Raw genomic sequence first — 23460 nt, forward strand, 5'->3', positions numbered from 1 at the left:
TTATCCACGTGACTCCGACGTTGCCGCGGGTGCTACTGCCAGTGCAACAAGATCTGCACAGACTCTCATTCCCGACCGGTTAGCCTTGCCCTGGCACGGGTACGTCAAGGCGCATGGCGTCCTTCGAAGTCGCGGGCGTCGCCGGTTGCTGCTGCTGTTTTGACTGGCTGCAGGTGCCGCGCGGGCGGACAGGCAAAGGGCGCCATCACGGCGCCCTTTGCTTGTATCCCAAACGGTTCTGCTTACGGTGCGGAAGGCTGTGCCGGTGCAGCAGCCGGTGCAGTGGCCGGAGCCGCCGCCTGCCAACCGCACATTTGGCCTTCGTTCTGCTGCTTCAGCCACTCCTGCAGCGGAGCGAAGTATTCCAGCATCGGGCCAGCATCGAGCTTCTCGGTGCCGGTCAGTTCCTTCAGCGTGGCTTGCCACGGCTGGCTGGAACCCTTGCTCAGCATCGCCCAGAACTTCTGCCCGGCTTCCTTGTTGCCGTAGAAGCTGCACTCGTTGAGCGGACCGGTGTAGCCGGACGCGTCGCACAGGCCCTTGTAGAACTGGTACTGCAGGATGCGCGCGAGGAAGTAACGTAGGTACGGGGTGTTGCCCGGTACGTGGTACTTGGCGCCGGCGTCGAAGAACTCTTCGCCGCGTGCGCTGGCCGGGGCCACGCCCTGGTACTGCGCCTTCAGTTCCCACCACTTCTGGTTGTACTGGTCCGGCTTGATCGAGCCGTCGAACACGCCCCAGCGCCAGCGGTCGATCATCAGCCCGAACGGCAGGAACGACACGCCCGACATCGCCATGCGCATCTGCGCATTGATGGTGGCTTCGCGGCTTTCCTGCTGCGCGCCGACCAGGCCGATCGAGTTGAGGTACTTCGGCGTCATCGCCAGCACGATGGTGTCGCCGATGGCTTCGTGGAAGCCGTCGTTGGCACCGCCCTGGAACAACGGCGGCAGCGGATTGTAGGCCAGGTCGTAGTAAATGTGGCCGAGCTCGTGGTAGATGGTGGTGAAGTTTTCTTCGTTCGGGGTGATGCACATCTTGGTGCGCACGTCTGGGCCCACGTCCTTGCCATCGCCGCCCATGTTCATGTCCCAGGCGCTGGCGTGGCAGACCACGTTGCGGTCCAGCGGCTTGATGAACTGGGTGTTCTGCCAGTAGCTCTCCGGCAGCTTGGGCATGCCCAGCGAGACGTAGAAGTCCTGCGCGCGCTCGGTCATCTGGCGGGCGGTGACCAGCTCGGCCTCACGCTGTGCCTTGAAACGGGTTGCCGGGTCGCTGCCGCCGGCCTTGGCCAGTGCCGCGCTCAGGTTGGTCTGGTACTGCTTTTCCAGTGCGGCGGTGATGTCCAGGCTGCCCGCGTTCGGGTACGGCGCGGTCATGTCCCACAGGTTGCTCCAATCCTGCTGCCACATGTTGCCGGTCAGGTGCGCGGCAATCATGCCGCCGCCGACTTCGGCCTTGTCCTTGCCGTATTCCTTGTCCAGCTTGGCGCGGGTATAGCAATGCACCTGCTCGTACAGCGGCTTGACCTGCTCCCAGAGGCGGTCGGTTTCCGGGCCAACCTGATCGGCGGGCATGTCGTAGCCGCTGCGCCACATCTGGCCGGCGTCGGTATAGCCCAGTTCGCGGGCGCCTTCGTTGACCAGTTCGACGAAGCGCTGGTAGTTGGCGCGCGACGGTACCGCGGTGGACTGCCAGCCCTGCCATGCATCGAGCTGCTTGTCGTAGTCACGCGAGGTGGCCAGCACCTTCTCAAGGTCGCCGAGCTGGCGGCAGTTCTTGTTGTCGCCTTCGCCCACGCAGTAGGTGCCGGCGCCGTAGTCGCCTTCCAGCTTGGTTGCGATGCCAGCCAGTTCGGCCAGCTTCTGCGGGTCGCGCGGGGCCGGCATCGAGGTCATCAGCTTGAGCAGGCTGATGGCGCGCTTGGTGTCGGCGCTCATCGGCTGGCCGTCGTACTTGTTGGCCTGCTCGATCCAGCCATTGAGCACGGTCAGCCAGCGCTCGTTGGCCTTGGCCGCGACACGTGCCGAATCGTCATTGATGTAGGTGGACGACAGCCACTGCGCCGAGGTCATTTCCGGGTACATGGCCTTGTATTCGGCATTGACGCGGGCGATGAACTGGTCGGCGCTTTCGGCCGGTGCGGCCTGGGTGGTGGCCGGCTTGGCGGCGTCGGTGGCGGCGTCCTTTTTACAGGCAGCCAGCGAGAGCACGGCCACGCCAACGGCGGCGGCCAGGACCAAATGACGATTCTTCACAGCAAACCCCGGTTTGTTAAGTACCGGCGAAGGCTAGTAGGGCGGCGGCCGGGCCGCAAGTGGAGAAAGCTCAGCGCTTGAGCGCCATCAGCAGAACGCCGCCGCCGATCATCGCCACGCCCAGCCATTCGCGCCAGGCCAGGCGCTCGTGCAGGAAGGCCACGGCGAAGATGGCGACCAGCACCACGCTGAGCTTGTCGACCGGGGCTACCTGTGAGGCTGGGCCGCGTTGCAGGGCGCGGAAATAGCACATCCAGGAGGCGCCGGTGGCCAGGGCGGACAGCGCCAGCCAGCCAACGGTCGTGCCAGGTAGCTGCAGCGGATTGCTCCATTTTCCGGTGGCGGCGACGAACATGGCCAGCACCACGCTGATGATGACCGTGCGCAGCAGCATCGCCATGTCTGAGTCGATGTTCTGCAGGCCGAGCTTGGCGAATATGGCGGTCAGCGCTGCGAATACTGCGGAGAGTAGTGCCCAGGGAAGCCATTGCGGGAAGGTGGCCATGGAAGCTCCTTGTTGCAGGCGGCGCGCTGTTTGTGGGGAAGGCTGGTTTGTAGGAGCGGCGTCAGCCGCGAAGCTGATGGATCATCAGTCTGAGGTTGGGTCCGATGGCTGGCGGACCTTGTTTGCCGGGAGAATGAAGAAGCCAGACTTTTGTAGGAGCGGTGTGAGCCGCGAAGCCGGGGGACCGTGAATACTACGACTGCATGCAACTGCTGCGTCTTGACGATGCAGATTCTGTATCGAATGTTGCCCTGATAAGAAAAGCGTACTCAGGGCCTGCAGAGGCGGCAACAACAACAGCTCCCCCATCCGCCCTCCGGGCACCTTCCCCCGCAAGCGGGAGAAGGGAAGGTAGTGCCAAAGCCAAAGCCAAAGCCAAAGCCAAAGCCGAAGCCAGAGCAGAAGCCAAAGCAGAAGCCAAAGCAGAAGCCCAAGCAGAAGCCCAAGCCAAAGCAGAAGCCCAAGCCAAAGCAGAAGCCCAAGCCAAAGCAGAAGCCCAAGGCATCGCGCGTTCCGGCTTCCGCGACCTACCGCATTTCAAACTCCCAAACCTGCGGCGCAGCTACCCGGAACAAGCCAAAAGCCAATCCCGTCATTCCATCAGCCCGCACACTCCGCGAACACATCCCGAGACCGGTCATACACCGAAGTCTGCACCTGCATCAGCCCAAGCACCGAGGGGAACAGGTTGTCCTGGTCGGTGCGCTGCGCAGACCGGCGCCGCACGCAGCTCATGTCCAGGCCACGATCCGCCGTAAACCCCGGCGAGAACCACATCACCATCGGTACCCGGGTCTGCTCTTCCGGCGCGATCGCATACGGCACGCCGTGCAGATACAGGCCCTTTTCACCCAGTGATTCGCCGTGATCGGACAGGTAGATCATCGCCGTGTCGTAGTCTTCCATTCCACGCAGCGAGGCAATGGTGCGGGTCAGGAAATGATCGGTATAGCGGATTGCATTGTCGTAGCTGTTGACGATGTCCTCGCGGCTGCACTTGCCCAGGTCCGCAGTGTCACACGTGGGTCCGAACTGGCGGAATTGCGCCGGATAGCGCTGGAAGTAGCTCGGGCCGTGGTTGCCCAGCTGGTGCAGCACAACCACGCGATCGCCGGGCTTGGTGCGCACCTGTGCAGCGAGATTTTCCAGAAGAATCTCATCCATGCAGCGGCCATCGGCGCACAGGCCCGGCGTGGTTGCATCATCCAGACGCTGGATTTCGAGGCCGTCGCAAACGCCCTTGCAGCCGGACTGGTTATCGCGCCAGAGGGTGGCGATGCCGGCGTGTTCAAGCACGTGCAGCAGTGACTGGTGGCCGCGGATCTTTTTCTCATCGTAGTCGTGACGGCCAAACGGCGAGAACATGCAGGGCAGCGATACTTCGGTGCTGGTACCGCAGGAATGCATGTCCGGGAAATTGATTACGCCGGTCTGCGCCAGCTCCGGGGTGGTCTGGCGGGCATAGCCGTTCAAACCCCAGTTCTGCGCACGCACGGTTTCGCCTACAACCAGTACCAGCAGGCGCGGTTTGCTGCCAGCCGCACGTGGCATGGCCTTGGCATCGGTACCCAATGGCAACTTGGGTTGCTTCTTCATGGGGCTGGAGCTGGCAAAGTTCTGCTTCAGCGCGATCAGATAGTTGGCCGGCGTGGCCAGGTAACGCACTTCCCGGTGATTGCGCATCAATGCGGAAACGTTCTGGAACGACAGCATGGTGCCGGCGCCGCCCGCCACGATCACGCCAACCAGGAAGGCGGCACGCCACAAGAGGGCTCGCCCCCAGCTGCGCTTGCGCAGCCGCACGCGCCACAGCAACAAGGTTGGTAGCAGGCCGTAGCCGATCAGCGGCAACAACAATGCCGGCGTCATCAGCTCACGTGATTCCTTGTGGTCGGTGGCCAGTACATTGCGCAGCATGTCTGCGTCCAGATAGACGTTGTAGCTGTTCATGTAATGCGTGGCGAAGGCGGTGGTGATGAACAACAACGTCAGCACAACCTTGGCATTCCAGCGCCAGATCAGCAGGCTGAACAGAATTGCATGCACGCTTACCAACAGCGCAAACAGCGATACCGCGAACAGAATGCTGCTCGGGTTGGTGGCAATCGCGCTGCGCCAGAACAGGTTGTTGCAGACCAGTGCAAAAAACACGCTGGCCAACAGGATCAGGGCTTCGGTGCTGATCTCCGGGCGCCAGTTGCGCAGGCGCACCCAAGACGACGGCAGTCCGACAGTACGGGGGGCAGCGACGCTCATGCTTTTTCTCCGACGTTGCCAATAGCAGCGCGCGACAGGGAGGCGGCCGATGTAGTGGGATTGAACATCCACAGGTACAGGGTTGTTGCGACCAGCCAGCTGATCGCCAGCGCCCACAGGTCATGCGATGCAAAGTGGGCGCCGCGCAGCTGCTGGGCCAGGCCGAACACCATGCCGATCAGCAGGGCGATGCTCAGTGCCGGCCAGCGCCATTGCGGGCGTACCTGCAGCATGAAGAAAAACAGCGCCACCCATGCGTAGCCCGAGCCTGCATGCCCGGCCGGGAAGCAGGCAGCGTGGCCCAGCGAAACCGGTCGTTGTTCGAACAAGCCAATGAAGGGGCGCAGGCCGCCGTAACGCTCCAGGTCCCAGGGGCAGTCCATATGGGTCCAGGATTTCAGCAGCGCGACGATGCTGGTGGTCAGCGCTACCGACGAAATCAGGTACGCCAGTGGCCGCCGCAGCGGACGCCAGCGCATGTCCATGCAGCTGCGGATCAGCGCCAGGATCACCAGCAGCGCGACAAACCAGGTCAGGTTGCGGCCGCCCTTATGGATAAGGTGGCTGGTCCACCAGGCGTCTTTCAACGCCCACTGGCTGCCCTGCCAGCGGAACAGCTGATCGGCAAGCCATTGATCACCGTTGCCGGCCATCAACAACAGGCTGCCAAAGGCGACGACCAATAGTGGGATCAGCAGGGTGCGCCCGGCGAAGCTCAGACGGCTGCGTTCGGCAACCGGGACCAGGGCGGCGGAAGTGGGGGGCTGCGACATGTAGCTTGGGCGCCATGAAACGGGATGCGGCCATGCTGTGCCGAGATATGTCGGAGACAGGTCGGAACGATGTCGAGATTATGTCGGCGTTTCAGTTTGGCCGCCGGTTTGACCACAGCGGCTGAGGCGTAAGAGTGGCTGCGTTGGATCCGCCGCAGCCACTCTTACGCGTGTTTCAACAAGCCTGCATCAACAAGCCCGACAGGCGGGTGTCAGTCGCCGTCGCTCTCCAGCGCGCCTTCGCCGCCGGCTACGACGCCATGGGTCCTGGCAACGCAGTCAGCCTGCAGCGCGGTGCCGGGCAGCAACTGCCAGTTGTTGCGGTTCGCACTGCCGATATCGATGACCTGGCTTTGGTCGGCGCAGGGCGTCATCGCCTTGTCCAGTACGAACAGCCAGCGCTGTTGTGGGTCTTCAGTCACCCAGCGCGCTGCGTCTTCCCATTGTTCGGCAACCGGGCGTTTGAAGCCGAAGTCGGTAGCCTGTGGGTGGGTCTGCAGCAGGTTCTGTTCACGCCAGGCAACCATGCCCAGCTCCGCGTCCGGGCCGATGCGCGCACGCGCCTTGTCCATCACCAGCGAGGCGGAACTATAGGGATCAAGTGCTGGCATGGCGCCGAGCCCATACATCGACCACAGCATTACCGTGGTCAGCACCACCGCCAGCCCGGCACGGCGCAGTCGTAGTACCAGCACCAACAGTAGTGAGGCGGCGCCAAAGCCGATCAACCACCAGCCAACTTGCGGCAACACCCATGGGTCGATCGCGCGCTTGATCGCGCTGCGCTGGGCCCAACCATCGCCGTGCACCGCGCCATAGCCGACCACCAGCGTGGCCACGGCCAATAGCAGCACATACAGCATCAGGAGCCAGCGCACGCTGGTGCGGCGTAGCAGGCCAGGCAGCAATGGCGCTGCGGCTACGGCCAAGGCAGGCAGCATCGGCAGGATGTAGACCTCACGTTTGCCCGGGCTGGCGCTGAAGAACACCAGTACCAGCAGGGCCCAGCCCAGCAGAAGGATGTAGCGTGGATCGGCACGGCGGCAGCGGCGCCACCAGGCAGGCACCAGCCAAGGCGCCAGCAGGCTGCCTGGCAGCCACAGCGTGGCCATTACCTGCAGGTAGTACCAGAACGGTTGGTGGTGGTGCCAGGCATTGGCGTAGCGGGTACCGGTCTGTTTGAACAGCAGTTCCTTGGCATAGGACTGCAGGTGCGGATCGGGGTTCTGCAACAGGGCGATGGCCAGCGGGCCCAGCCAGATCGCGGTGCCGGCCAGAAAGGCAGGCAACAACAGCCACCAGCCCCAGCTGCGGCCCGGCCCGGCGGCCTGCGGATGACGCCAGCGCCAGGCCATCCACGGCAGCAACATCAGCAGCGGCAGGAAGCCCACGCCCTTGGTCACCGTGCCGGCACCTGCCGCGAAGGCGGCCAGGGCCAGCGCCCACCAGTTCGGGCCAAGCAACAGGTGCCGTACCAGTCCCCACAGGGCCAGGGTGGTCATGCCGACCAGCACCATGTCGATCTGTGCGCGTTTGGCCATCAGTCCGAACTGGATGCAGACAAACAGGCCGATCACCGCATAGCGGGCGATCTGCCGGTTCCACAGCCGCCGGCTCATGTCCCAGGTCAGCCACAGGGTGAGCAGCGCCGACAGCAAGGAAGGAATCAGGAATGAGAGGTTCCAATCGCCGATGAGCTTGTAGGTGGCTGCCTGGATCCACATGAAGGTGGCCGGCTTTTCCGCATACAACTCGCTGCCGCGGTGCGGCAGCAGCCACTGCCCGGTCTCCACCATGTGCCGTGCGGCCAACACGAAGCGTGGCTCGTCAGGCGGGGCAGGGGAGCGCATGCCAAGCCCGGCCAGCAGGCTGGCGATGACCAGCGCGATGAGGATGGCAAACCATAGTTTCGTGCTGGAGGAACGCGGTGGATTTGTGCGCACAGGCGGCTCGGTGTCAAAGGCTGGCAGGATGATGACGCAGGTGGCGTTGGAAACGCGTCGAAACCATGCGCCGCGAACGCAGCGTTGCAGGTTTGGATGCCATTCCAACGACAATTCGACGGCAGCGGCGCTAGGATACGTCGGTAATGCCTCGGCCCGGGGCAGCAAGGTCATGCCCGCATGCGGCTGCTGGTCATTGAAGACAATCGCAACCTGATCGCCAACCTCTTCGATTATTTCGAAGCCCGCGGGCACACGCTTGACGTCGCCCCGGACGGCATCACCGGCCTGCACTTGGCCGGTACCCAGAGTTATGACGCCATCCTGCTGGACTGGATGCTACCGCGCATGGAGGGGCCGGAGGTGTTGCGCAAGCTGCGCGAGGAGTTCCGTTCCGAAGTGCCGGTAATCATGCTGACCGCCCGTGACGAGCTGCCGGACAAGATCGCCGGCTTCCGCGCCGGCGCCGATGATTACCTGACCAAGCCGTTCGCGCTGCCGGAACTGGAAGTGCGGCTTGAAGCGGTGCTGGCGCGCACGCACGGGCGCAACCCACGCAAGCGGCTGGAGGTCCATGACCTGAGTCTGGACATGGCTACGTTTGAGGCCCGTCGCGGAGGTCAGGTACTGCATCTCTACCCGGCCTGCCGCAAGCTGCTGGAAGTGCTGATGCGCGCCAGCCCGGCGGCGGTTACCCGCAATCAGCTCGAATACGCGCTTTGGGGCGATGAGCCGCCGGATGGCGACATGCTGCGCTCGCATATCTACGAGTTGCGACGCGCGGTAGACGGCCCGTTCGAGCAGAAGCTGCTACAGACCTTGCCGCGCGTGGGTTATCGCCTGTCCGCACCGGTGGCGGAAAGCGCGCAATGAAACGCCGTACCCTGCGTCGCAAGTTGTTGGGCTGGTTGGCTGTATACGTGGCGCTGATAACGCTGGCGGTGTTCAGTGCCGCCAACTATGTGCACGAGCATGCCGAGCACGCGGTGTGGCGCTCGCTGTTGAACACCGAGCTGGACAGCATCATCGGCCAGATGCGTGTCGATCCCGCCTACCACTGGCAGGATTCGGATACCTTGCATTTCTACGCCGTCAGTGAGCCGGGTGGGATTCCTGATGATCTGGCACAGTTGCACCCAGGCCTGCATGACGGCGCGTTGCTGGGCGGCAAGCAGGCGGCGGTGATGGTGCGTGATACCAGCGATTTCGGGCGGGTGGTATTGGCATTGGATATCACCGATTTCGGCGAGCTTGAGCACTTTGTCACCCGCTGGGCGTTGCTCGCTGGCATCGGTTTGTTGCTGGTGACCTTGCTGATGGCCTGGGTGGGCATGACCCGGCTGGTACGCCCGCTATCGGTGCTGGCACAGGATATCGCTGAGCTGCGGCCCGAGCGCCGTCGCCAGCAGGTACGAGTGGATAAGCGCGGCAGTACCGAGTTGGAAGTAATTGCCGGTGCCTTGAATGATTACCTGCGACGCAACGAGCATTTCGTCGAGCGCGAACGCGCGTTCATCAGCACCGCCAGTCACGAACTACGCACGCCGATCGCGGTGATCACCGGTGCGGCCGAGTTGGCGTTGGAGCAGCCCGGGCTGCCGGAAAGGGCGCGCCAGCAACTGTTGCGCGTGCGCAACACGTCAAACGGCATGGAACAGCTGATCCAGCTGTTGCTGGTGCTTGCGCGTGATCCGGCCAAGTTGTCGGCGATGAGTGAGTTGGTGGCGCTGGACGAGCTGCTGCCGGAGATCGCCGAAGACCATCGCTACCTGGCCAAGGGCAAGGAACTGGAACTTGTGTTGGTGGAAGTCGCTCCCTGCCGGGTGCTGGCGCCGTTGGCTGTAGTGCAGGCGGCGGTTGGCAATCTGCTGCGCAATGCGATTGAGAACAGCGACCGTGGCGTGGTGCGGCTTGGGATTTCCGCCAACGCAGTGCTGACCATTGAAGACCCCGGCCACGGCATGAGCCCGGAAGAAGTCGCGCAGGTATATGCGCGGATGAGCAAGGGCGAGCGCAACCTGGGCGCAGGCATTGGCCTGGATTTGATTGCACGGTTGTGCGACCACCTTGGCTGGCAGTTGGAAATTCATTCGCAGCGCGACCGGGGCACCCGGGTCACCTTGGATATGAGTAGTTCCAGGCCGCGCTAGGAGCGCTTTACCTGTAGAGCGCAGCCATGCTGCGCTGGGGCTTTACCGGGAAGGTTTCTGCCGAGCATGGCTCGGCACTACAGGCTTACGGTGTTAGCAGCTCGCGCTCGATCAGCCAGCTGCGGGCATCTTCTGCGTCTTGCTCGAACCAGGCCTGGGTCGAACCCAGCCGATAGGTGTAGCCCCAGCTGTCCATGTCGGCCATCAGGCGCGCGCTGCCTACGCCCGGCAGTTGCCCAGCCAGCACGATCTGCAGGTAGCAGGTGGCGTCTTCCTCGGGCACTGAGTCGGTGGCGTCGGTGTGCACCTGCGCACGTCGCTCGGGCGGCAGTACGATCAGGTGGCAGGACTCGTGCAGCATCGAATGCACAGGGGTGTCGTCGCGCACGTAGACATCGCTGGCGATGATGCCGGCCTCGGGCTCGCCCCAATAGCTGCCGGGAATCTTCTCGCCAGCTGCTACGTGATTGAGGTGCAGGCCGTGGCGGGCGAGCAGGTTCGCAGCGTCGGCCCACTGGATATCGCCAACGCACAGCACGGGCTGGGTTGGTTGATTGGCAGGATTTTCGTTCACGGGTACTTGAGTTCCGGCGGCCGTAGCCGCCGGAATCTGATCACTTGTCGTCGGGCAGGGCCACGGAAATGTCGAGCACGTCGTTGGCGCCGTCCTTGACCAGGTCCACCTTGACCGCGTCGGCGTCGATATTGACGTACTTCTTGATGACTTCCAGCAGCTCACGCTGCAGCAGCGGCAGGTAATCCGGGCCGCCACGGGTGCTGCGCTCCTGCGCGATGATGATCTGCAGGCGGTTCTTCGCCGTTTCGGCGGTGGTCTTCTTCTGTCTCAGGAAGTCGAGCAGTCCCATGCTTATCCTCCAAACAACTTGCTGAAGAAGCCCTTCTTCTCCACGGTGGTGAAGCGCATCGGGCGCTCTTCACCCAGGATGCGAGCAACGGCATCCTCATAGGCCTGACCGGCCGGCGACTCGGCATCCAGAATGACCGGCTCGCCCTTGTTCGAGGCATTGAGCACGTCGCCGGACTCGGGGATGACGCCGATGGCCTTGAGTCCCAGCACTTCTTCCACGTCGGTGATGCTCAGCATCTCGCCGCTTTCAACGCGGGAGGGGCTGTAGCGGGTCAGCAGCAGGTAGGCCGGTACGGCCTTGCCGGCTTCGGCATTGGCGGTTTTGGAGTCGAGCAGGCCGATGATGCGGTCCGAGTCGCGCACCGAAGACACTTCCGGGTTGACCACGACAACCGCGCGATCGGCGAAGTACATCGCCAGGAACGCGCCCTTCTCGATGCCGGCCGGGGAGTCGCAGATGATGTAGTCGAAGCCGTCGGCAGCCAGGTCCTTGAGGACCTTCTCCACGCCTTCCTTGTTCAGGGCGTCCTTGTCGCGGGTCTGTGAGGCAGCCAGCACGAACAGGTTGTCAAAGCGCTTGTCCTTGATCAGGGCCTGCTTCAGCGTGGCCTCACCGTGGACCACGTTGACGAAGTCGTACACCACGCGGCGCTCGCAGCCCATGATCAGGTCAAGGTTGCGCAGGCCGACGTCGAAGTCGATGACGGCAACTTTCTTGCCGCGCCGCGCGATGCCGCAGGCGATGCTGGCGCTGGAGGTGGTCTTGCCGACGCCGCCCTTGCCGGAGGTGACTACGATGATTTCTGCCAAAGGATCTCTCCTGAATGTCGTTGTGAGCTGCGTCAATCCAGCGCAGCAATCATGATCTGGTCCTGTTCCAGCCACACCTGCACGGCCTTGCCGCGCAGGTTGTCCGGAATATCGTCCAGTACCTTATACCGTCCTGCAATCGCGACCAGTTCAGCGTGGAAGTCGCGACAGAAAATGCGTGCGCTGGTGTTGCCCTGGGCACCGGCCAATGCGCGGCCACGCAGCGTACCGTAGATATGGATGCTGCCGTCGGCGATGACCTCGGCACCGGCGCCTACCGTTGAAAGTACGGTCAGGTCGCAGTTCTCTGCGTAAAGCTGTTGGCCCGAGCGCACCGTGCTCAGCTGCATCTTGCCGGGCTGCGGTGCAGTACCGTCTGCGGCTGCCGGTGCGGCAGGCGCAGGGGCTGCTACTGCGGCTGCGGCGCGCTTGCTCTGCTTGGGGGCGGGCGCCGGTGCGGCTGCAGGTTCGGCTTCGAGCGGTTCGTACTGGGCGCGGAACTTGGCCAGTACCGGCAGGCCCAGCTGCTGCGACAGGGTTTCCGTTTCGCTGGTGCCGTAGGCCAGCGCCACCGGCAGGACACCGGCTTCGCGCAGGCCGTTGACCAGGCGTTGTGCGGTGGCCAGGTCCGGCAATTGACTCAAACCACCAAAGTCCAGGATCACCGCCGCGCGGCCGAACAGTTTGGGCGCACGCGCCACGCGTTCGCGCATTTCCTGGGCCAGGCGCTCCACGTCGAGGGTGCGGATGCGCAGGTTGGCAATGCCGACCTGCCCGATTTTCAGTTCACCAGCTTGCTCGTAATCCAAATTCACTGCCATCTCAGGTTCCGGTCGGCCGCTGTTGCAGCAGCCGGCGTGTGTTGCCTACCCAGGGAACGTCGGGCAGGTTGTCGCCATAGGTCTCTTTTACCCACTCGTAGCTGCACAGATCCTTGAGCAGCATGCTGGCCCGCACATCGACCGAGGGCATGGTGTTCTGGCCGACCTCGCGGAAGCCGAAGCTGCCATGGAACAGCAGGGCGGCGTCGGCGCCGTGGTCGAGGAAGACCTCGCAGGCCATCTGTGGGTAGCGCAGCTCAGCGTAGCTCTGGGCATCGGCGTAGAACGCGCGGCCGACACCACCGCCACGGCGACGGCTGGCCACCACGATGCGGTCGATATAGAAGAAGCTGGGGTAGCGCTGCTGGAACCAGGCGAAGTTGCAGCTGTCATGGACACTGTTGCTGCCGTAGCCGACCAGGAAGCCGGCCATGTTGCCGTCGCGTTCGGCAACCCGGAAGTATTCGGCGGTTTCGTAGAAACGGCGGACCTTGGCTGCATCCAGCGGAAGAATCGCAAGACCAGCGTTGTTGTTCAGTGCCAGGACGGAATCGAGCTCGTGCTCGCGCACGTCGCGGATAACAATCGACATTGTGACTCCGTGGGGTATCGCGGTCGGCCCAAAGGGCTGTGGCGCGATTATCGCATGGGTGGCACGAGCCGGGCGAGCCATCAGCGAAGGTCGCCAAGCATGACTTCCGAGGGAGGGCGTTGGGGCGCTCGGGTCCTTACCATGCACGCATGTTGGGATACCTCAGCCATACCCGAGTCCTCCGCCTGGCCGGCCTGTTTACCTGGGCCCTGGTCAGTCTGCCCCTGATCTATACCCAGTACGCGCCGGAGGAGGGCGTGCTGCAGCCTGCCGCCGGCGAGGCTGTCTGGCTGTTCGTGGCCTACCTGACCTTTGGCGGCTGCTACTTCTGGCTGACCCGTGGGCTCAATGCTGCCGGCCATACCAGTTGGTACGACCGCCTGGCGCTGCTGCTGCTGACGGTCTCGGCGTTGGTGGTCAGCTATCTGTCCGCAACCGGCCTGGGCAGCATCCTGATGATGGTCGCGGCCGGGGTGATCCCCTGGCTGCTGAGCCGCTGGGTCGGTGTCATCTGGTTGGTGCTGAGCCAGCTGGCGGTGCTGCCGGTCTATAACCTGATTCTGGGCCTGCCGCTGTTCGAGGCGCTGCTGCAGTCGCTGCTGTATGGCGGTTTCTCGATGTTCATCTTTGTCACCAGTCTGGTGGCGCGGCAGCAGACCCAGGCGCGGGAGGAGCAGCGGCGCTTGAACGCCGAGCTGCGTGCCACCCGGCTGCTATTGGCCGAAAGCGCCCGGGTCAACGAGCGCACCCGTATTTCCCGTGAGCTGCACGACCTGCTCGGCCACCACCTGACCGCGCTGAGCCTGAATCTGGAAGTGGCCGGGCATATCACCGAGGGCCAGGCGCAGGAGCACGTGCGGCAGGCGCATACCCTGGCCAAACTGCTGCTCACCGACGTACGCGAGGCGGTTAGTCAACTGCGCGAAAGCGGGGCGATCGACCTTGCGGCGGCCCTGCGGCCGCTGACCGAGCGGGTGCCGTCGCTGGATATCCACCTGCAGATCGAAGATCCATTCAGTGTTGAAGACCCCGAGCGCGCCCATGTGCTGCTGCGCTGTACGCAGGAAATCATCACCAATGCGGTGCGCCATGCCGGCGCCCACAATCTGTGGATCAGGGTGGAGCGAGATGCAGCCCAGGTCGTCATCAGCGCGCATGATGACGGCATCGGCGGTGATTTCGAGGAAATAATGCCCGGCAATGGCTTGCGCGGCATGCGCGAGCGGCTGGCGCAGTATGGGGGTGTGCTGGACGTATCAGCGCGAAGCGGTGAGGGTTTCCGTCTTCGTGCCAGCCTGCCACTGGTTACCAATATGATGTTGGCCTCAGGGCCACAAGGAGTGAATTGATGATCCGTGTCTGTCTGGTCGACGACCAAACCCTGGTCCGGCAGGGCATCCGTTCGCTGCTGGCGCTGGATGACAGTATTGAAGTGGTGGCCGAGGCTATCGATGGGCGCCAGGCGGTGGAGATGATTCCGCAGGTGCAGCCGGATGTGGTGCTGATGGATATGCGCATGCCGGTGATGTCCGGGTTGGAGGCGCTGCAGACGCTGAGTCGCGCCGGCACCCTGCCGCCTTCGATCATCCTGACCACCTTCGACGACGACCAGCTGGTGCTGGCCGGGCTCAAGGCCGGTGCCAAGGGCTATCTGCTCAAGGATGTGACCCTGGAGCAGCTGGTGGGGGCCATCCGTACCGTGGCCAACGGTGGCTCCTTGGTGCAGCCGGCGGTGACCCAGCGTTTGCTGTCTGGGCTGGAACACATGCGCAACGAGTTCGTCAGCCTGGACCGGCCGGACCCGCTGACCGACCGTGAGACCGAGATCCTGCGGTTGATGGCCAGCGGCTTCTCCAACAAGGAGATCGCCAACTCCTTGGGCGTGGCCGAGGGCACCATCAAGAACCACGTTTCCAACATTCTGTCCAAGCTGGGCGTGCGTGACCGTACCCGTGCAGTGCTCAAGGCCTTTGAATTGCAGCTGGTCTGAGTTGGGTGCGGCGCCGATATGGCTTAGATGAATGCGGCACCCAGCGCCGGTGAGGATGCGGCAGGTGATTTGCGCAAAGATGCTTCCGGTACTGGTGCTGGACACCATTCACAGTGGAAAATAGCGTCGCTACGGACGAAGTACAGTCCAAGCTATCGGCTGAAGGCGCGTAGGGTTGGTGGTTGATACGCTACCCTGCGGCCTATCGATTGAGATAGCGCATTCTGGTAATGGAAACCGGTGCGCCAAATGTGCTGAACAACCTGCGGAAAGCCTGCTAGGATGGGGGCTTCCCTTCAAATCAACCCGGCCGTGGGATCGGCCCCGGAGACTCCTGAATGACCCGTATTATCGAGTTCCTGATCGCTTTGGGGATCGTGGCTGGCCTGTTTGTCCTCATTGGCGTGTGTCTGCCGGGCGAGCGCCACATTACCGAAAGCATCGAAACCAATCGCAAGATGACGATCGTGTATGACACGGTCAACAGCCTGCGCCGCTTCAAGGATTGGAATCCGCTTGTGCTGCGCGACAAGGCCGTGGAGCTGAAGTTCAGCGGCCCGGACGCCGGCAAGGGCGCCCGTATGGACTATGCCTCCAAGGACCTGGGCCAGGGCAGCTGGGAAATCACCGATAGCGAAAAGAACAAGCGCGTCGTGATTGCCATCGAAGATCCGACCCGCGGTACCGACAAGGTGACCTCGTTCACGCTCGAGCCGACCGGCAAGAACGATCGCAACGTCAAGATCACCCAGGACTACAGCGTCAAGTACGGTTTCGACCTGTTTGGTCGTTACGCCGGCCTGTACGTCAGCCGTCACATCGGTGACGACCTGAAGCTGGGTCTGTCGCGCATGGCCAACATGCTGGCCTCGGTGCCGAACGTTGACTACGCCGCTGCCGAAGCACCGCTGACCGACCTTAAGGTTGTCCAGGTGCCGGCTGAGAATCTGCTGGTGGTCAACGCCGGTAACATCGATCGCAACAACGATGCCATCCAGAAGTCGATTGACGACAACATGGAATGGATCAAGCGCACGATGGATGCCAATGGCCTGGTCGCCGCTGGTCCGGTCCGTATCGTCACCACCGATTTCGGTGCTGAGAAGTACGCCTTCGACGTGGCTCTGCCGGTTCGCAAGGGCAGCGCTGCTGCTCCGGCTGCCGACAAGAAGGACGGCGAAGCTGCCGCTCCGGCCGTTGCTGCCGCACCGGTTGCTGCTGGTGATGCGGCCGAGCTGAGCGTCAAGATCCCCGCGGGCAACCCGGTGACCTACGTGCATGCTCCGGCCCACCGTTCGGCATTCGCTTCCTACACCGGCCACATGGCTGGCCTGGACCTGGCCCGTAACGGCCTGCGTGCATGGGCTACCACCACCGGTAACGAAGTCGTTGATCGTCCGTATGAGTCGTGGAAGGGTGGTGTGGCCAAGGCCTTCACCGTCGATGGTTCCTACGACCTCTACTGGGCTGTCAAGTAATCATCGGGCTGTTGACGATGATTTGATCGAGAAAACGCGCCGCTTCCAGCGGCGCGTTTTTTTATGGATGGTGTTTTCAGGATTGATTGGAGAACGAGATGTTGGGAGTGGAACGGCGTACGCGTAAGCCCTCGTTTCTTGCCTTCTGCGGCGGCCTGCTGGCGGCCGCGGCGATCGGCTTGTCGGCCTATGCCTCGCATGGAGTGAGTGATCCGCTGGCACAGTCACATCTGAACACCGGGTCCTTGTACGCGTTCGGCCACGGCGTTGTGCTGGTGGGATTGGGTGCGTCCTCGGTGAACCAGTTGGGTCGAGGTGCGCTGTATGTATTGCTGGTCGGTACCTTGTTGTTCTCCGGCAGCCTGGTCGGCAATGTGCTGATGCATTGGCCGACGACGCTGGCACCGGCGGGCGGCATCACCTTGATGGGCGGTTGGGTGCTGCTGGCACTCAGTGCCTTGCGCCGCTGAACCATGCCCCGCTACCGGCGTGGCTTCGACATCGATGAAGCACAGGCGCATCTGCAGCGGGTGGACAAACGCCTGGCTACTTGGATGCGCCGGGTTGGACCGTTGCCGGCCCCGCAAGGCTGGGCGCGTTCGTTCGATCCGGTAGATGCGTTGGCGCGGGCGATCCTGTTCCAGCAACTCAGTGGCAAGGCCGCCTCGACGATAGTCGGGCGCGTGGAATCGGCGATTGGCAGCAAGCGTCTACACGCCGCAAGTCTTGATCTGATTAATGACCCCGGCCTGCGCGCTTGTGGCGTATCCGGCAACAAGGCTTTGGCGCTGCGCGACCTCGCCCGGCGCGAGCGCGCCGGTGAACTGCCTAGTCTGCGGCAGATGTCGGTGATGGATCATCAGGCCATCGTCGACGCTCTGGTGGCGGTGCGCGGGATTGGCCGCTGGACCGTGGAGATGATGCTGATGTTCCGCCTCGGCCGGCCCGACATCCTGCCGATCGATGACCTTGGTATCCGCAAGGGCGCCCAACGTGTCGACGGCAGCGAGACCATGCTGACGCCCAAAGCCCTGGCCGAGCGCGGCGAGCGCTGGGGCCCGTACCGCACCTGGGCCAGCCTGTATCTATGGCGCATCGCCGACTTCAGCGCCGAGCCTAAACAAAAGACCAATCGCTCGCAGGACTGAGCAGTAACGTTATGGACGCTGCTCTTTTGTAGGAGCGGCGTAAGCCGCGAAGCCCATGATCTATCAGGTCGCAGGCATACCTGGGAGCAAATGCTTATCCGTAGTGCCGAGCCATGCTCGGCAGGCGCCTTGCAGGCAATGCATCGGACAGTTCATCAGCTTCGCGGCTTGCGCCGTTCCTACAACGGCGCAACGCTGCGATAGCACCAGTGCCAGGGCTCGTAGACGATGCCGTGCGGGTTGTTGCGCGGGTAGCTCATGTGGAAGCCGTAATCTGCTGCATGCTGCTGCAGCCAGGCAAACCCTGCGGTGTGCTCGAAGGATTCTTCGGCAGGCGGCTCGCTCGGTGTGCTGATGTCCAGTGCGTCACCGCCGTGGTGCTCGCTGTAGCCAGGGGCGGCGTTGACGGTGAGGATCTCTTCCACGCTCAGGCCACGCGCCAGCTTGCGTTCAAAAATGCCGAGCTGATAGTCATGGCTGCGGTAGCCGGAAATCGCATCCAGCGCGACGCCATCAATAGCAGCTGCCTGCTGCATGCGCTGCCAGCCGCGCGCTGCACCGCCGGTCAGCCAGAGCGGGCGACGGTAGCGATCAAAACCGGCCAGGCGCAGATGCGCCGGTTCGGCGACCAGTGGCAAACCGGTCTGCGCGGCATAGGCGCCGGCATCCAGATCCAGTTGCTGCAGATGCAGATGCAGCTGATGTAACGGCAGGCTGCCGCTCGGCGGCGGGATACGGGATGGCTGAGAGCGCAGGGCTTCCAGTGCGGTCAACGCAAAGTCGATGCCGGGTTCGTCCGCCAGCCGGGTCACCAAGGGCATCAGTCCGCCGCGTAGCTGTGCGGCCAGATAGCGGCCATCGCGCTTGCGTCGTAGCACTTGAGTTGCCCGGGCCAGCACGCGGGCGTCGTCACTGCTGCGCGCGCGCAACAGGCCGCCTGGCCAGATTTCGATGTCGGGCGTGTTGAGCAGGATGTGGGGAGCGTTGCGCATATGCGCAGCTTAGGCCCGTGCGCCGCCGTCGGCCAGTCGCTTGAGTTCATCCAGCAGGGCGCGCGGTTGCTCGGGGCTGACCAGTACGCTGTTGCCGTCGCGCAGCGGAATCACCAGTACGCGGCTGTTGTCGGTGATCAGGCAGAACGCCTTGCCGCCGCCCTTCATGTGAAAGTGGCCGGCGCGGAAACCGGGGAACTGGAAGCCATTGGATTTCCCGCCCGGCTTGAAATCAGGGTTTTCTGCGAAATTGACGACGCGCGCGCGGTCCAGCCGCATCGAACTCAGCGCCACGCGCCGGGTGTACAAGGTGGCGGCGATGGTCAATTGCTTCGGTTCAACGCGCAGCGCTCGCCGACGGTAGGCCAACGTGAGCGCTGCACCCACCAAGGACAGTACCAAGCAGCCACCCCAAGAGGCGAATGTCGTCTGGAACGGCGGCTTGCCGGCGTACAGCCTGATCAGCGGATCGATGCTGAGCACCAGCAGCATGGGCGCCCACAACCAGAGCAGGAGTGAGCTGGTTGGTTTGGCAACGTCGAACACTTTTGTCTCGGTTGGCGTGGTGTTGCGGCTGCTCATTGCTGTGCTTTGATCCATAGCGCGATGTCGTTGATCAGTGCTGGATCGACGTGGCCCGGGCGCGCGTATTCTTCCAGTGAGCCCTTGCCTTCACCGGCGATGCCGAGGTGGTTGAGTGCCGGGTAGTGCCGGAAGCGGTAGCGCTCCCCCTGCAGGCCCTTGTTCCATAGCTGCCAGTCGGTGTCGATCACCTGGAAGTCGCGGCCACCCTGCAGCACCAGCACCGGCAGCTTGCTGTCGCGTGCGTCGGCGATGGGGTCGACAGCTTCCAGCTGCTGCCAGAAGTGACCGGGAACATTCATCAAGCGAGCTTCTGGATTGGTACGCACGCTCGCGATGGCAGTATCCAGCGCAGTGAGTTGCGCTTGGTCCTCGGCGCTGATCTTGCTGTCCAGCCCGAGCATGTAGCGGTTCTGTTCGGCCAGCAGATCGAGGATGGGGCGCGCAGGCGCAGCAAGCAGCACCAATCCTGCCAGCTTGCCATTGGCGGCCTTGGCGATGCGTCCAGCCAGCAACCCACCTTGGCTGTGACCCAGCAGGTAGATGCGTCGAGGATCGATATTGGCGTTGGCTGCCAGCGCGTTTACCGCGGCGACCGCATCGTCGGTGGTTTCGTCATCGATGCTGAAGCTGCCTTTGAAATCCTGCGGACGCGCGTGGCTGCGTTTTTCATAGCGCAGCACAGCAATGCCCTGCGTTGCCAGGCCGCGCGCTATGTCGAGGAACGGACGATTGGGGCCGATGGTTTCGTCGCGATCCTGTGGACCGGAGCCGTGCACCAACACGATGGTAGGGAAGGGGCCTTCGCCCCTGGGCAGGGTCAGCGTGCCCGGCAATGCCGCGGCGGCGCTGCCAGTGGCTGGCACGTTGAACTCCTGTTCGATGAAACTGGCGTCAGCTGCAGGCGGCGGTGCTGGTGCAGCCGCCGCAGGCTGCACCAGGAAGCCGGCAACTTTGTCGTCCTTGTCCAGTGCGATGCGTGCCTGCAGAGCGCCGTTGGCGTAGCGCAGTGGAATGACGACGATACGGAAGCCGTCGACTTCGCTGGTTACGGCTTCACCACGAGGCCCGGCCGCGCCCATCTGCGCGGGCAGCGACTCCCAGACCGCCTTGAGCTTGTCTGCCGGTACTGCCGCTTTCATCTGCGCGGAAAAGTCCGCTTCGGCTGCCGCGTACTGGCCAGCATCGAGCCGGTCCAGCAGCTGGGTGGCCAAGCTGGCCGGGCCGGCAGCCTGTGCGCTGCCGGCGAGGGAAAGAATCGCTGCTGTGATCAATCCGCTCAAGGCTTTCATCACAGTGCCTTTTTGAAAACCAGGGTGGGGGTGGAAATGGTTGGTGTGGCGTGGACCACGTTGACCAGTTCCCAGCCAAGCCGACCTTGCTTGTCCAGCTCTTCCTGCAATGCTTCTGCCTTGAAGCTGCCCATCAGGGTGGTTTTCAATTCGACAACGAGGTATTTCCACTGCGTGCTCATTGCTCTTCCTTGGGTTCTTCTTGAGGTTTGGGTAGACGACCTGCCTTGCGCAGGGCGTCGCGGATCACATACTCGATCTGCGCGTTGAGGCTGCGCAGCTCGTCGTCGGCCCAGCGCTGGGTCGCGGCCAGAACATCAGCGTTGATGCGCAGCGGATAGGCCTTCTTCTCGCTCACCGGCGGGGTGCTCCGTTGTTGCCGCGGCGTAGGTGCAGCACCAGCGAAATGCCCAGCGCATTGACCGCCACCACCAACGCGATGATCACGCCGTAGGCGATGTTGCGGTTATCACCAGCCAGATAGACGCCGGTGGCAGCCACGAACATGCACAGCGCGATCAAGGCCCAGCGCAGGCCCAGCCCGCGTGCATGCGCGGTGCCGGGGCGTCCGCTCCATACGGCGAAGCAGAGAGCAGGGATGCCAGTGGCGGCGATGATCAGGGGGGCGAAAACATTCACTGCGATTACCTCACTGCGTTGTTCAGTACAGCGAACCGGCATTGACGATCGGCTGGGTACCGCGGTCCGAGCACAGCACGGTCAACAGGTTGCTGACCATGTGCGCCTTCCGCTCTTCGTCGAGGGTGACGACGGCGTTCTTCTGCAGTTCCAGCAGCGCCATCTCGACCATGCCGACGGCACCGGCGACGATCTGCGTGCGTGCGGCGATCACCGCGCTGGCCTGCTGGCGCTGCAGCATGGCCTGGGCGATTTCCGGTGCGTAGGCGAGGTGACTGATGCGCGCATCAAGCACCTGCACGCCGGCATCGGCCAGGCGCTCGGCCAGTTCGTCCTTCAGGTGCTGGGAGATCTCGGAGGCATGACTGCGCAGGGCAAGCTGGCCTTCGGTGTGCTGGTCGTAGGGATAGCTGGTGGCCATCGCACGCAGCGCCGATTCGGACTGGATGTGCACGAAGCTCTCGTAGTCGTCGACGTTGTAGACCGCTTCGGAAGCATCGACTACCTGCCAGACGATGACCGCTGCGATCTCGATCGGCGAGCCGTCCAGTTCATTGACCTTGAGCTTGCCGCTCTCGAAGTTGCGCACGCGCTGGCTGACGGTGCGCTTGCTGAAGAACGGGTTGTTCCAGCGCAGGCCGTTGTCCTTGACCGTACCGACGTATTTGCCGAACAGGCTGATCACCGCCACCTGGTTGGGCTGGACCATGTACAGGCCGCAGCTGAGGAAGAGGCCGACAACCACCAATGCGATGCCGCCAATCGCCATCGGCCCGCCGCCACCGGTGCCGTTCTTGGTGACAACGATCGCTGCGATGATTGCGATGGTGCCTGCAAGCATCATCAGGAGGGTGCCAAGCAGGGTGGGAATGCCGGTAATGGAACCGATGGACTTCTCTTTCATGGCACATCTTCCGTGGTAGTTGGAATTGAAGATATCAAATTGATATCAACATGCAAGCGATTTTGGCATAGCTCCCGGCAGGCCCGGGAGCCGTAGCCCGGGTAAGCGGGGCGCACCCGGGTTACGGTTCGCCATCGCCACGGTCCTCCTGCTCATTCCCCAGGGTGTACGCGGGCTAGCGCCCCCTCTTCGGGCCGCCTTGCCTAGAATAGGCACCCTCTTTTGCGCCTTCCGGACCTGCCTGATGATCACCCTCGGTACCCCGTTGTCCCCATCCGCTACCCGTGTCCTGCTGCTTGGTTCGGGTGAACTGGGCAAGGAAGTGGCCATCGAGCTGCAGCGCTTCGGGGTGGAAGTGATCGCTGCCGACCGCTATGCGAACGCTCCGGCCATGCAGGTCGCGCATCGCAGTCACGTGCTGGACATGCTGGACCCGGCCGCGTTGAAGGCCTTGATTGCGCAGGAGCAGCCGCATCTGGTGGTGCCGGAGATCGAGGCCATTCACACCGAGACACTGGTGCAGCTGGAAGCCGAACAGGGCCTGCGGGTAATTCCGACTGCGCGCGCCGCGCGCCTGACGATGGACCGCGAAGGCATCCGTCGTCTGGCCGCGGAAACTCTGGGTCTGCCGACCTCGCCCTATCGTTTCGTCGATACCGAAGCCGAGTACCGCGACGCCGTCGCCGCGATCGGCCTGCCGTGCGTGGTCAAGCCGGTGATGTCGTCCTCGGGCAAGGGCCAAAGCACGCTGCGCAGCGAGACCGACATCGGCCCGGCCTGGGAGTACGCGCAGACCGGCGGCCGCGCCGGTGCCGGCCGCTGCATCGTCGAAGGCTTCATCGACTTCGATTACGAGATCACCTTGTTGACCGTGCGCCACGCCGGCGGCACCGCGTTCTGTGACCCGGTGGGGCACCTGCAGAAGGACGGCGACTATCGCGAAAGCTGGCAGCCGCAGGCGATGTCGGCCAGGGCGCTGGAAGGCGCACAGCAGATTGCCCGTGCCATCACCGACGACCTTGGCGGTTGGGGCCTGTTCGGTGTCGAGCTGTTCGTGAAGGGCGACGCGGTGTGGTTCAGCGAAGTTTCGCCGCGACCGCATGACACCGGTCTGGTCACCCTGGTATCGCAGGAGCTGAGCGAGTTCGCGCTGCACGCGCGCGCCATCCTTGGCCTGCCGATCCCGGTCATTCGTCACAACGGTGCATCGGCATCGTGCGCGATGTTGGCGCAGGGCAATGGTGTGCCGTTCTTCAGCAACGTGGCCGAAGCACTGATCCATCCGGATTCGGCGCTGCGCCTGTTCGGCAAGCCGATGGTGCAGGGCCAACGCCGCGTCGGCGTGACTTTGGCGCGGGCAGCCGATGTAGACCAGGCACGTGCGATTGCACGTGATGCGGCAGCGGCAATCGGTATTGAACTGCGGTAACCGATGCCGGCGCAGGTCCGAGCCTGCGCC

General features: G+C 63.4%; 25 protein-coding genes. 8 read left to right on the forward strand and 17 right to left on the reverse strand.

Annotation, left to right across the window (positions count from 1 at the left end; translation table 11 throughout):
- Positions 1-242: 242 nt before the first annotated feature.
- The 5 genes from ACVOLL_RS00600 to ACVOLL_RS00620 form a co-directional block, all read right to left on the reverse strand.
- On the reverse strand, positions 243-2258 hold the full coding sequence (locus ACVOLL_RS00600) for a M2 family metallopeptidase (protein ID WP_481511087.1): 2016 nt from the start codon (positions 2256-2258) through the stop codon (positions 243-245).
- A 70-nt stretch (positions 2259-2328) separates the two neighbouring features.
- The gene (locus ACVOLL_RS00605; RefSeq protein WP_481511088.1) at positions 2329-2763 is read right to left on the reverse strand and encodes an EamA family transporter; all 435 of its coding nucleotides are present in this window, start codon (positions 2761-2763) and stop codon (positions 2329-2331) included.
- Positions 2764-3363: 600 nt separating this feature from the next.
- Positions 3364-5019: a phosphoethanolamine transferase gene (locus ACVOLL_RS00610; protein WP_481511089.1), complete on the reverse strand. Its 1656-nt coding sequence runs from the start codon at positions 5017-5019 to the stop codon at positions 3364-3366.
- Positions 5016-5792 (reverse strand): phosphatase PAP2 family protein, encoded by a 777-nt coding sequence (locus ACVOLL_RS00615; protein ID WP_481511090.1) that lies wholly within the window; start codon positions 5790-5792, stop codon positions 5016-5018. Before ACVOLL_RS00615 ends, ACVOLL_RS00610 begins: the two co-directional genes overlap by 4 nt.
- Positions 5793-6004: 212 nt before the next feature.
- Entirely contained in the window at positions 6005-7735 is a 1731-nt protein-coding gene (locus tag ACVOLL_RS00620; protein ID WP_481511185.1) for an ArnT family glycosyltransferase, read from the reverse strand.
- Between the two features lie 180 nt (positions 7736-7915).
- Between ACVOLL_RS00620 and ACVOLL_RS00625 the strand changes: the two genes are divergently transcribed.
- Positions 7916-8608, forward strand: a complete 693-nt coding sequence (locus ACVOLL_RS00625; protein WP_481511091.1) for a response regulator transcription factor — start codon at positions 7916-7918, stop codon at positions 8606-8608.
- Positions 8605-9885, forward strand: a complete 1281-nt coding sequence (locus tag ACVOLL_RS00630) for a sensor histidine kinase (protein ID WP_481511092.1) — start codon at positions 8605-8607, stop codon at positions 9883-9885. Before ACVOLL_RS00625 ends, ACVOLL_RS00630 begins: the two co-directional genes overlap by 4 nt.
- A gap of 85 nt (positions 9886-9970) precedes the next feature.
- On the opposite strand, the gene ACVOLL_RS00635 is transcribed toward ACVOLL_RS00630, so the two are convergent.
- From ACVOLL_RS00635 to ACVOLL_RS00655, 5 genes are read right to left on the reverse strand one after another with little or no spacing between them, the layout of a single operon-like run.
- A complete protein-coding gene (locus ACVOLL_RS00635) occupies positions 9971-10459 on the reverse strand; it encodes a hypothetical protein (RefSeq protein WP_481511093.1) in 489 nt (162 codons plus the stop codon).
- Between the two features lie 40 nt (positions 10460-10499).
- The gene (minE, locus tag ACVOLL_RS00640; RefSeq protein ID WP_282271139.1) at positions 10500-10751 is read right to left on the reverse strand and encodes a cell division topological specificity factor MinE; all 252 of its coding nucleotides are present in this window, start codon (positions 10749-10751) and stop codon (positions 10500-10502) included.
- A gap of 2 nt (positions 10752-10753) precedes the next feature.
- Positions 10754-11563, reverse strand: a complete 810-nt coding sequence (gene minD / locus ACVOLL_RS00645; protein WP_481511094.1) for a septum site-determining protein MinD — start codon at positions 11561-11563, stop codon at positions 10754-10756.
- 32 nt (positions 11564-11595) lie between these two features.
- Positions 11596-12384 carry a septum site-determining protein MinC gene (gene minC, locus ACVOLL_RS00650; RefSeq protein WP_481511095.1) on the reverse strand — a complete coding sequence of 263 codons (789 nt, stop codon included), beginning with the start codon at positions 12382-12384 and terminating at the stop codon, positions 11596-11598.
- Between the two features lies 1 nt (position 12385).
- A complete protein-coding gene (locus ACVOLL_RS00655; protein WP_481511096.1) occupies positions 12386-12976 on the reverse strand; it encodes a GNAT family N-acetyltransferase in 591 nt (196 codons plus the stop codon).
- 149 nt (positions 12977-13125) lie between these two features.
- Here ACVOLL_RS00655 and ACVOLL_RS00660 point away from each other — a divergent pair, with 149 nt between their 5' ends.
- The 5 genes from ACVOLL_RS00660 (at position 13126) to ACVOLL_RS00680 (ending at position 17592) form a co-directional block, all read left to right on the forward strand.
- Entirely contained in the window at positions 13126-14325 is a 1200-nt protein-coding gene (locus ACVOLL_RS00660; RefSeq protein WP_481511097.1) for a sensor histidine kinase, read from the forward strand.
- Positions 14325-14966 carry a response regulator gene (locus tag ACVOLL_RS00665; RefSeq protein WP_481511098.1) on the forward strand — a complete coding sequence of 214 codons (642 nt, stop codon included), beginning with the start codon at positions 14325-14327 and terminating at the stop codon, positions 14964-14966. The genes ACVOLL_RS00660 and ACVOLL_RS00665 overlap by 1 nt, the downstream gene beginning before the upstream one ends.
- A 338-nt stretch (positions 14967-15304) precedes the next feature.
- Positions 15305-16444, forward strand: a complete 1140-nt coding sequence (locus ACVOLL_RS00670) for a polyketide cyclase (protein ID WP_481511099.1) — start codon at positions 15305-15307, stop codon at positions 16442-16444.
- 98 nt (positions 16445-16542) lie between these two features.
- Positions 16543-16914, forward strand: a complete 372-nt coding sequence (locus ACVOLL_RS00675; protein WP_481508883.1) for a DUF423 domain-containing protein — start codon at positions 16543-16545, stop codon at positions 16912-16914.
- Positions 16915-16917: 3 nt separating this feature from the next.
- Positions 16918-17592 (forward strand): DNA-3-methyladenine glycosylase family protein, encoded by a 675-nt coding sequence (locus ACVOLL_RS00680; protein WP_481511100.1) that lies wholly within the window; start codon positions 16918-16920, stop codon positions 17590-17592.
- A gap of 179 nt (positions 17593-17771) precedes the next feature.
- Here ACVOLL_RS00680 and ACVOLL_RS00685 read toward each other — a convergent pair whose 3' ends face one another.
- From ACVOLL_RS00685 to ACVOLL_RS00715, 7 genes are read right to left on the reverse strand one after another with little or no spacing between them, the layout of a single operon-like run.
- On the reverse strand, positions 17772-18584 hold the full coding sequence (locus ACVOLL_RS00685; protein WP_481511101.1) for a M15 family metallopeptidase: 813 nt from the start codon (positions 18582-18584) through the stop codon (positions 17772-17774).
- A 9-nt stretch (positions 18585-18593) separates the two neighbouring features.
- Complete coding sequence (locus tag ACVOLL_RS00690) at positions 18594-19166, reverse strand: PH domain-containing protein (protein ID WP_481511102.1); 573 nt, start codon at positions 19164-19166, stop codon at positions 18594-18596.
- Positions 19163-20449: an alpha/beta hydrolase gene (locus ACVOLL_RS00695; protein WP_481511103.1), complete on the reverse strand. Its 1287-nt coding sequence runs from the start codon at positions 20447-20449 to the stop codon at positions 19163-19165. The genes ACVOLL_RS00690 and ACVOLL_RS00695 overlap by 4 nt, the downstream gene beginning before the upstream one ends.
- An 8-nt stretch (positions 20450-20457) precedes the next feature.
- Positions 20458-20640: a DUF4177 domain-containing protein gene (locus tag ACVOLL_RS00700; protein WP_481508888.1), complete on the reverse strand. Its 183-nt coding sequence runs from the start codon at positions 20638-20640 to the stop codon at positions 20458-20460.
- Positions 20637-20816, reverse strand: coding sequence for a type II toxin-antitoxin system antitoxin (locus ACVOLL_RS00705; RefSeq protein ID WP_481511104.1), 180 nt, complete (start codon positions 20814-20816; stop codon positions 20637-20639). Before ACVOLL_RS00705 ends, ACVOLL_RS00700 begins: the two co-directional genes overlap by 4 nt.
- Positions 20813-21097 carry a hypothetical protein gene (locus ACVOLL_RS00710; protein ID WP_481511105.1) on the reverse strand — a complete coding sequence of 95 codons (285 nt, stop codon included), beginning with the start codon at positions 21095-21097 and terminating at the stop codon, positions 20813-20815. The genes ACVOLL_RS00705 and ACVOLL_RS00710 overlap by 4 nt, the downstream gene beginning before the upstream one ends.
- 22 nt (positions 21098-21119) lie before the next feature.
- Positions 21120-22001, reverse strand: a complete 882-nt coding sequence (locus ACVOLL_RS00715) for an SPFH domain-containing protein (RefSeq protein WP_481511106.1) — start codon at positions 21999-22001, stop codon at positions 21120-21122.
- A gap of 244 nt (positions 22002-22245) precedes the next feature.
- On the opposite strand from ACVOLL_RS00715, the gene purT reads away from it, so the two are divergent.
- On the forward strand, positions 22246-23430 hold the full coding sequence (purT, locus tag ACVOLL_RS00720) for a formate-dependent phosphoribosylglycinamide formyltransferase (protein ID WP_481511107.1): 1185 nt from the start codon (positions 22246-22248) through the stop codon (positions 23428-23430).
- Positions 23431-23460 lie beyond the last annotated feature (30 nt).

This window comes from Stenotrophomonas sp. STEN035 (assembly GCF_056759935.1).